Origin of the sequence: Kitasatospora sp. NPDC093558 (assembly GCF_040683475.1) — a bacterium.
Lineage (GTDB): Bacteria > Actinomycetota > Actinomycetes > Streptomycetales > Streptomycetaceae > Kitasatospora.
Genome location: NZ_JBFBDY010000252.1, coordinates 1 through 9,186, shown reverse-complemented (window position 1 = coordinate 9,186; position 9,186 = coordinate 1). Strand labels below are relative to the sequence as shown.

The window sequence follows — 9,186 nt, the reverse complement described above, 5'->3', positions numbered from 1 at the left end:
GCTGATCCGCTGGCCGCCCTCCGCCCACGCGGGCGGGGTGCGGACCACCAGGTGCACGGGGCTCCGCCCGTCGCGCCCGGTGCCGGCGTAGCGGGCGAGCGGGATGGTCAGGCCGGGCCGCAGCAGCCCGTCCGGGGCGGTCCTGGGCAGGTGCCAGCGCAGCAGGTCGGGCGCCAACCGTCGCAGGTCGGCACGGAGTTGATCGACGAACGCGCGGCCGTGCGCCCGGCCGGCGGCCTTGAGGTCGAGGTCGACGTCGAGCCGCGCGGCGGCGCACGCCCCGGCCCAGTCGCCGGTGCGGCGGCGGGCGGTCGCGGACTCGATCATGGAGGGCGGCACGGCGAACTCGCGCACGCGCAGCCAGCGGAGGAGACGGGGATCCCGGTTCGCGGAGTGAGTGGCCATCAGCACTCACCTTGCGCGGACGGGACCTCCAACCTGAGAGAGGAGTGAGTCGTCATCGTCGGGGAGCATAGCCTCACGTCCCCGGATCCGCCAACGCCGCCCCCGGGAAAACCCGTTCGGATTCGACGGACCGGGTGGTGGAACCTAGAGCTCGACGAGCACCTTGCCCCGGCTGCCCGCCCGGTCGGTGTACAGGCTGCGGTACGCGGCGGGGATGCCGTCGAAACCGCGGTGGAGGGTCTGCTCGTAGGCGATCTCGCCGCGCCGCACCAGGCCGCCCACCTCCTCCCGCAGGCCCGCCCAGTTCTCGTCGGTGAACCACTCCGGCGCGAAGATCCCCCGGATCACCGTGCGCGGGAACATGATCATCGGCAGCAGCCGCGGCCCGGTCCAGTCCCCGCCGACCTGGCTGGCCCACTGCCAGCACACCGCGACCCGGCTGTCGATGTTCAGCATCGTGAACACGACGTCGGTCAGCGTCCCGCCGAGGTTGTCGAAGTACCGGTCGACGCCGGCCGGCGCCGCCTTGCCCAGGTCCTCGCGCAGCCGCTCGGGGTCGTCCCCGTCGCGGTAGAGCACGACCGCGTCGAAGCCCAGCTCCGTCAGCCGGGCCGCCTTGGCGGGCGAGCCGGTGGTGCCGACCACCCGGGCGCCGCGCAGCCGCGCCAGCTGGCCGACCAGCGAGCCGACCGACCCGGAAGCACCGCCGACCACGACGGTGTCGCCCGGCCTGATCTCCAGGAACTTCGTCACCGTCGCCCACGCCGTCATGCCCGAGCCGCCCATGATGCCGAGCACCGTCGACAGCGGCAGCGCCTCGTCGTAGTGCGCGGGGTCGAGCAGCCGGTACTCGGGGAAGACCATCGGGAACGTCCCGGTCTGCCACGGCGTCGCCGCGCCGGTGCCGATCACGTGGCTGCGCCAGCCGCCGAAGCCGTGCACGAGGTCGCCGACGGCGAACCGCGCCCGCGGCCCGGCCTCGACCACCTCCATCACGGAGTCGCCGCCCGCGTGGTCGCCGATGGGCGTGTCCAGGGTGATGCCCTGGAGGTACGGGTCCACCGAGACGTACCGGGTGCGGAACAGCATCTCGTCCGGCGCGAGCCGGACGTCGACGTCCTCGACGACCTTCTCGTACATCCGCTCGACGTCCGGCACGCCCTCGACGTGCTCGCGGACGATCCACTTCTCGATCCGAACCACAGGTGTGCTCCTCAGAACTGGCCGACACGGTCGACGAGATGGGTGGGCGGCGGCGCGATGTCGTCCACGGTCGCGGTGAACGGGCGGCCCTCGTCGTGGCAGATGAACTGCATGACGTGCCGGCCGGAGGCGGCGGCCCGGATCAGGCCGCCGGTGGTGGCCCAGACCCCGGAGAGGTAGAAGTCGCGCAGGCCGGGCAGCACCGGGCCGTTGCGCTTGATCTCCTCCTCCATCGTCTCGCCGCTCTCCACGAAGGGCTGCCAACCCAGCACCGAGCCGTCGTAGTTGCCGGTGTAGCGCAGCTGGGTGAGCGGGGTCGACACGTCCTTGACGGTGATCGCGTCCCGGATCCCGGGGTGGTGGCGTTCGAGCAGCTCGATGACGGCGTCGCGCACCCGCCGCTTCTCCCGCTGGTACTCCCGGCCGCGCCCGACCGGCAGGGTGTGCAGCTCCTCGCCGCGGCGGATCCGCGCGGCCTGCTCGGGGCCGGTGCTCAGCGCCCGCCAGGGGGCGATATCGCTGAAGTAGCTGGCGAACACGACGCCCGTGCCGGCCGGCGACAGTTCGGGGTAATGGCGACTGCGGAACTGGATGTTGATGCTCGGGTGCCGGACCCCGGTGAGCCGGCCGGCGAGCTCCTCGTCGAGCAGGTACGTCGTGCACGGGTCGCCGACCGGGAACGGCTCGCGCAGGCCCAGGAAGACGGCGACGTAGCCGGGGAAGACCTGGTCGCGCTGGTCGATGCACTCGGTGTAGAGGCGGCGGTAGGTGTCGTTCAGGTAGCGGCCCTTGAGCAGGTCCATCACCGTCGCCCGGCCGTCACAGGCCGACACCACGACGTCCGCCGGGATCTCCGTCCCGTCGCTCAGCCGCACCCCGACCGCGCGGTCCTCCTCGACGAGGATCTCCACCACCTTGGTGTTGCACAGGAGTTCGCCGCCGAGCCGCTTGTACCGGTCTTCGATCGAGCGGGCCAGCCCGAGCGAACCGCCCTCCGGTACGCCGGCCGACAGGCCCTCGTGGGCGGCCAGCTGGAAGTAGAACGGCAGCACGGGGAAGTTGGGGTGCTTCTCGTAGAGGATGAAGTTGAACGCCTCGCGCAGCAAAGGGTCTTGGAACCGCTGCGAGTAGTCCGTCATGAGGATGCCGAGCGAGCGGCGGATCATGTTGAAGTACGGGATGAACGACGCCAGCATCCGGTAGCGCGCCCAGCGGCTCATCAGCCCGACCGGGCTGAGGAACGGGTAGAGCGTGAGGCAGCGGCGGAACCGGCGCAGGTCGCCGCAGAACTGCCGGATCGGGCGGGCGTCGGCGGGTGAGAGGCCGAGCAGGTGCGCCTCCAGCCGGTCCGGGTCCGAGTAGAAGTAGACCGCCCGGCCGTCCCGCCCGCGCACGACGTTGAAGGCGTCGAAGTTGCGCATCTGCTTGCCCTGGAGCGCTCCCAACTCCAGCCAGATCTGGTGCATTTCGTTGCCGGGCCCGCTGCCGAGCAGCCAGCTGATCGTGGGGTCGAAGGTGAACTCCCCGCGCTCCCAGCCGGTGCAGCAGCCGCCGGGGATCTCGTGCATCTCCAGGACTTTGGTGCGGTAGCCGTTCATCTGGCCGTAGCAGCCGGTCGACAGGCCGCTGAGGCCGCCGCCCACGATCACCATGTTCGGCCTGGTCGTCAGAGTCATTCCGTCGCTCCCACCGCTTCCACGGCCTCGGGTCGGTCGAGCCTCGGCACCCGGCCCCACTTGCCGGGGTGCCAGGGCTCCTGGTTGTCGCTGGGCCAGGCCCGGAACTCCAGGCCGAGCTCGCGGCAGAGGTACTGGACGGCGAAGCGCCCGCTGGTGGCCGCCCGGATCAGGCCGCCCATACCGACCCACTGGCCCGCCATCGAGAAGCCGCGCAGGCCGGGCAGCCGCATCCGGTCCTTGCTGACCAGCCGGTTGGCGGCGTCCTCGGCCTCGGAGAACGCCTGCCAGGCGAGGATGCTGCCGTAGGTGTTGCCGGTGAACCGCTCGGTGGTTACCGGGGAGGCGACCGTGAGCAGTTCGATCCGGCACGCGAGCCCCGGGTGCGTCCGCTCCAGGAACTCCCGTACGAAATCCGCGACTTGCTGCTTCCGGGCGCGGTACGCGCGGCGGTCGGCGGCGCGCAGGGACTTCCAGGAGGCGTGGTCGCTGAAGTACATGCAGTGCAGGATCGACTTGCCCGGCGGCGCGAAACCGTCGCCGTACTGCGAACGCTGCTGCACGACCAGGCTGTCCTGCAGCGCGCCGGGCAGCCGGGCGCCCTCCTCGGGGGTGAGCAGGTACGTCGTGCTGTGCGCCTCGCCGGGCGGGAGCGGACCGTCGACGCCGATGAAGACCGAGACGGCGGCCGGGTACAAGTTGCCCGGGCGGTCGAGGAGTTCGCGGTAGAGCCGGTCCGTCGTCGGGCTGGTCCAGCGGCCCTCCAGCAGCCGGTCGACGGTGGTCGGGCCGTCGCACGCCGACACCACGTGGTCGGCGTAGTGCGTGCTGCCGTCCCGCAGCCGCACCCCGACCGCCCGGCCGTCCTCGACCAGGATCCGCTCGACCCGGCGGCGGTAGCCGACCACCCCGCCGAGCGAGGTGTAGCGCTCCTCCACCGAACGGGCCAGCCCGAGCGAACCGCCCTGCGGGAAGCCCGCGTTGCCGTTGTGCGCGGCGGCCAGGGTGTACAGGTACGGCAGCAGCGGGAAGCCGGCCGGCTCCTGGAGGAACATGTTGGGCAGGGCCCGCCGGAGCAGCGGGTCCTGGAAGCGGTCGGCGAAGCCGCGCATCGGGGTGGTCGCGGTGCGCCAGAACAGCCGGAAGGCGGGCAGGACGGCGCGTGCGGTGCGCAGGCGTTGGGCGGCCGTCCGCAGTGGCGGGGGCGTGACCTCCCAGGGCAGGTCGAGCGCGGCGAAGCGGCGGAAGTCCTTGCAGAAGGAGCGGATCAGCGGCGCGTCGGCCGGGGAGGTCTCCAGCAGGTGCCGTTCGAGCCGGTCCGGGTCGTTGTAGAACGTGACGGCCCGGCCGTGCTCGTCGACGACGCGGTTGAAGACGTCGAACTCGGTGACCGACTTGCCGTCCAGCGCGCCGAGTTCGCGCCACACCTGGTGGCCGCCGGCGCCCGGCGCGGTGCCGATCAGCCAGTCGATGCAGTAGTCGAACAGGTAGCCGTCGCGCGACCACGCGGTGCAGCAGCCGCCGGGCAGCACGTGCTTCTCGAAGATGCGCGTCTCCATGCCGCTCATCTGCGCGTAGCAGCCGGTAGCGAGGCCCGCGATGCCCGCGCCGATGACGATCACCCGGGGCGGGCCGCCGGGAGGGCGCTCCCGGGCGGTCCAGTCCGGGCCGCGGTCAGGCGTGGCCATCGACGGCGCCCCCGCCCAGGATCGTGCGCGCCAACTCGGCGTTCAGGGCGGCGAATTCGGCGTCCATCATCTCGGCGTGGGTGCCGTGCCCGGCGAACACGGTGGTACCGGCGGCGGAGGCGCCCTGCCACGAGCCGTCCGCGTCACCCGTGTGGAGGGCGAGCTGCTCGCGGTCGCAGACGACGGTGAGCGGGGCGGCGACGGCGCCCAGGTTGGGCGTGCGGCTGCAGAACTCCAGGTAGTCCCGGGCCTGTTCGATGGTCTCCCGGGCGACGATCGTCGAGCCGGTGTGCCGGTGCAGGTGCTCGTGGAGCTCCCGCTCGAACGCGGCGAGGTGCTCGTCGCCCAGCGCGTAGGCCTCGGCGATCCGGTAGGAGTCCAGGACGACGACGGCGCTCACCGCACGGCCGCGCCGTTCCAGCTCCTTGGCCACCTCGAAGGCGAGGTTGCCGCCGAGCGAGTAGCCGAGCAGGGCGTACGGACCGTCCTCGTGCAGCGCCTCGACGAGGTCCGCGTACCGGGCCGCCTTGTCGTCGCCGGAGAGGTAGTTGAACGCGGCGATCCGGTGGCCGGGCAGGTGCGCGGCGAGCTGGCGGTAGACCAGCCCGTGCCCGCCGGCGGGCGGGAAGCAGAACACCGTCCGCTCCGGCGGCGCGGCCCGGTTGAACCACAGGTGGGGCTCGGCGCCCTCCACCTCGCCGGTGATGATCTGCTCGACGGCGCGCGCCATGCCGTGCAGGGTGGTGACCGCGAAGAGCCGGCCGACCGGGATGCCGATGTTGAATTCGGTCCGCAGGTGGTGGATGAGCTCGATCAACCGGATGGAGCTGCCGCCGAGTTCGAAGAAGTCGTCCTGCAGGCCGACCCCGGCCACCCCCAGCAGCGCCTCCCAGTGGGCGGCCATCCGCGTCTCGTACAGCGTGACGGGCGGCTCGTGCCGCTCGCCGCCGGTCTCGACACGCGGCTCCGGCAGCGCGCCGACGTCGACCTTGCCGCTCGACGTCAGCGGCAGGGCGGGCAGTTCGGTGAACCAGGACGGGATCATGAAGGTGGGCAGCCGCTCGGACAGGTACCGCCGCAGCTCGCCGCGGTCCAGCCCGGCGCCGTCCACCGGGACGCAGTACGCGCACAGGACGGCCTCCCCGCCAGAATCCTGACGGATCGTCACACAGACCTGTGCGAGGTCCGGCCGGTCGGCCAGCTGGGCCTCGATCTCGCCCAGTTCGATCCGGTGGCCGCGCACCTTCACCTGGTTGTCGATCCGGCCGAGCAGGTGCGCGGTGCCGCCGGCGTCCCAGTGGCCGAGGTCGCCGGTGCGGTAGAGCCGTTTCGGGCCGTCCAGGTCGAGCGTGGTGAAGCGCTCGGCGGTCTGCCCGGGGTCGTTCGGGTACCCGTCGGCCACGCCCGCGCCGCCGATCCACAGCTCGCCGGGCACGCCGGGCGGCACCGGCTCGCCGTGGCGGTCGAGGATGTAGAGCTCGCTGTTGGGGAACGGCCGGCCGATCGGCACCATCCGGCCCGGCTCCAGGGCCTCCACCGACCCCTCGAAGTAGGTGCTGTCCACGGTGGCCTCGGTCAGGCCGTAGGAGTTGACCAGCCGGGTGTCCGGGCCGCACAGGGCGCGCAGGCGGGCGTGTTCGCCGGCCTTCCAGAGGTCGGAGCCGACGACCAGCAGCCGCAGGAAGTCCAGCCGCAGGCCCTCGCGTTCGCAGTGCGCGAGCAGCGCGCGGGCCACCGCCGGGACGAACTCGCCGCCGTCCACCGCCTCTTCGCGCATCGTCCGGTACAGCCGGGCGGGGTCGAAGAGCAGCTCGCGGTCGACCAGGACGAGCGTGCCGCCCGAGCCGAGGGCGCGGGCGAGGTCGCCGGTGAAGACGTCGAAGGAGACGCCGGCCATCTGCAGGTGCACCCGGACGTCGGTGTCCAGGCGGTACTCGGCCCGCCAGCCCGCGGCCACCGCGGCGAGGCTGCGGTGGGCCACCCGGACGGCCTTCGGGCGGCCGGTCGAGCCGGAGGTGTGGATCACGTAGGCGGGCCGGTCGGGGTCGGCGGCGGGCAGCGGGGCCCCCTCGGGCGCCGGCCCGGCCAGGTCCTCCAGGGTCACCAGCGGGGCGGGCAGCCCGGCCGGGGCCGGGTGCTCCTGGTCGACGACGACGAGGACGGCGCCCGCGTCGGAGACCTGGTAGGCGAGGCGGTCGGCCGGGTGCCCGGGGTCGAGCGGCAGGTAGGCGGCGCCGGCCCGCCAGACCGCGAGCAGCGTGGTGATCAGCTCGGGCGACTTGGCCAGGCAGACCGCCACCACCGAGCCCTCCCGCACGCCGAGTTCGCGCAGCCGCAGGGCCGCGCGCTGGGAGCGGTGGTCGAGTTCCGCGTACGTGAACCGCCTCGCCCCGGCCGGGCCCGCGAGGCCGGGGGCCACCACGGCGACGGCCTCGGGGCGTTCGGCGGCGGCCTTGGCGAACAGCTCGGGCAGCGGCACGTCGTGGTCCAGGACGCGTCCGGAGCCGCTGAACTCGCCCAGCACGAGCCGTCGTTCGTCGTCGCCGAGCATCGGCAGCCGGTCGGTGGGCCGTTCGGCGGCGGCGCGCGTCATGGCGTCCACGAGGTTGCGGTAGTGCCCGGCCATGCGCTCGACGGTCGAGGCGTCGAAGAGGTCGGAGTTGTACTTGAACACGCAGTGGAAGCAGCCGTCCGCGGCCTCCTCGTAGGCGGACAGCGTCAGGTCGAACTGTCCTTCCTCCTCCGGTAGTTCGATGTAGTCGAGGCGGTAGCCGGCCCGCTCGACGGCGACCTTGTGGGTGAGCAGGATGAACATCGCCTGGAACACCGCCGAGCGGCTGGGGTCGTGCTGGAGCCCGAGCTGCTCGACCAGCAGCACGAACGGGTATTCCTGGTTGTCCAGCCCGCCGAGCACCGTCTGCCGGACCCGCCCGAGCAGCTCGGCCACCGTCGGCTCCCCGGCCAGGCTCACGTGCAGCGGCAGCGGGTTGACGAAGTAGCCGTAGACGGAGCCGAACTCCTCCTGCGTGCGCCCGGTGACCGGGCTGCCGACGATGATGTCCTCCTGCCCGGACCAGCGGTTCAGCAGCAGGTAGTAGGCGCTCAGCAGCACCATGAACGGCGTCGCGTTGTGCGCGCGGGCCAGCTCGTGCACGCGGGCGCTGAGCTCGGCGTCGAGGCGGAAGAAGACGGACGCGCCGTTGTGCGTCTGCACGGCCGGCCGGGGACGGTCGGTGGGCAGGCTGAGGATCGGCACCTCGGCGGGCAGGTGGCCGCGCCAGTAGTCGAGCATCCGGCGGGCCTCGGGGCCGGCCAGGAAGCGGTTCTGGTGGTTGAGGAAGTCGAGGTAGCGGGCGGGCACCGGCGGGAGCGCGGGCGGGCGGCCCGCCGTCAGCGCCTCGTAGACCTCGAACAGCTCCTCGATGAAGGTGAACGTCGAGATCGCGTCCGACACGATGTGGTGGACGGCCTTCATCAGCACCCAGTGCGCCGGCCCGCGCCGGAACATCCGCAGCCGCACCAGCGGGTCGCGCTCCAGGTCGTACGGCTTGCGGTACTCCGCGACGATCAGGTCCTGGATCTCCGCCCAGGGCCGGCCCTCGACGTCGACCAGCGCCGTGTCGACGACCGCCTCGTCCCGGATCCGCTGCACCGGCCGGCCCTCCTCCGCGGTGAACGCGGCGCGCAGCGCGGGGTGGCGGGCGACGACGGCGCGGAAGGCCTCGGCGAACAGCTCCGGGTCGATCGCGGTGCGGACCTCGACGGCGCCGCCGATGTTGTAGGCGAAGCCGTCGGGGTGGAGCTGCTTGAGGAACCAGAGCGCCTTCTGGTTGTGGGTGAGCGGGTAGCAGCGCTCGTCGGTGTGCAGGTCGACGGCCGCGCGCTCGGCCGTGCCGTCGTCGGCGGCCAGGCCGGTGAGGCCGTCGTGGAGGAGGTCCAGCAGCTCGCCGACCGGACCGTTGCTCAGCAGGGCCACCACCGGCAGCGCGACGCCGAGTTCGCCGAGCACGCGGGCGCGCAGCTCCATGGCGAGCAGCGAGTCCAGGCCGTGCGCGCCGAGCCGGGTGTCCGCGTCGATCCGCTCGGCGCCGACCCGCAGCACGGCGGCGACGGCGGCGGCGAAGCTCTCGGCGACCACCTGCCCGGCTTCGGGCTGGACCGGCGGATCACGGTGCGGATGCTGCTGCAGCACACCAGCGGGCTGTTCAACTTCA

The 9,186-nt window shown here is 72.7% G+C and carries 3 protein-coding genes and 2 pseudogenes; all 5 read right to left on the bottom strand.

Annotated features, from left to right (window positions below; genetic code table 11):
- Nucleotides 1–405 (bottom strand): annotated as a pseudogene (locus AB0O00_RS22150) (hypothetical protein); the annotation flags it as partial.
- 144 nt (nucleotides 406–549) lie between these two features.
- Nucleotides 550–1,545, bottom strand: a complete 996-nt coding sequence (locus AB0O00_RS22145) for an NADP-dependent oxidoreductase (RefSeq protein ID WP_363654324.1) — start codon at nucleotides 1,543–1,545, stop codon at nucleotides 550–552.
- Nucleotides 1,546–1,619: 74 nt separating this feature from the next.
- A complete protein-coding gene (locus AB0O00_RS22140; protein WP_363654322.1) occupies nucleotides 1,620–3,260 on the bottom strand; it encodes an NAD(P)/FAD-dependent oxidoreductase in 1,641 nt (546 codons plus the stop codon).
- A gap of 20 nt (nucleotides 3,261–3,280) precedes the next feature.
- Complete coding sequence (locus AB0O00_RS22135; protein WP_363654320.1) at nucleotides 3,281–4,972, bottom strand: NAD(P)/FAD-dependent oxidoreductase; 1,692 nt, start codon at nucleotides 4,970–4,972, stop codon at nucleotides 3,281–3,283.
- Nucleotides 4,959–9,110 (bottom strand): annotated as a pseudogene (locus AB0O00_RS22130) (amino acid adenylation domain-containing protein); the annotation flags it as partial. The pseudogene AB0O00_RS22130 and the gene AB0O00_RS22135, both read right to left, overlap by 14 nt.
- Between the last annotated feature and the right edge of the window lie 76 nt (nucleotides 9,111–9,186).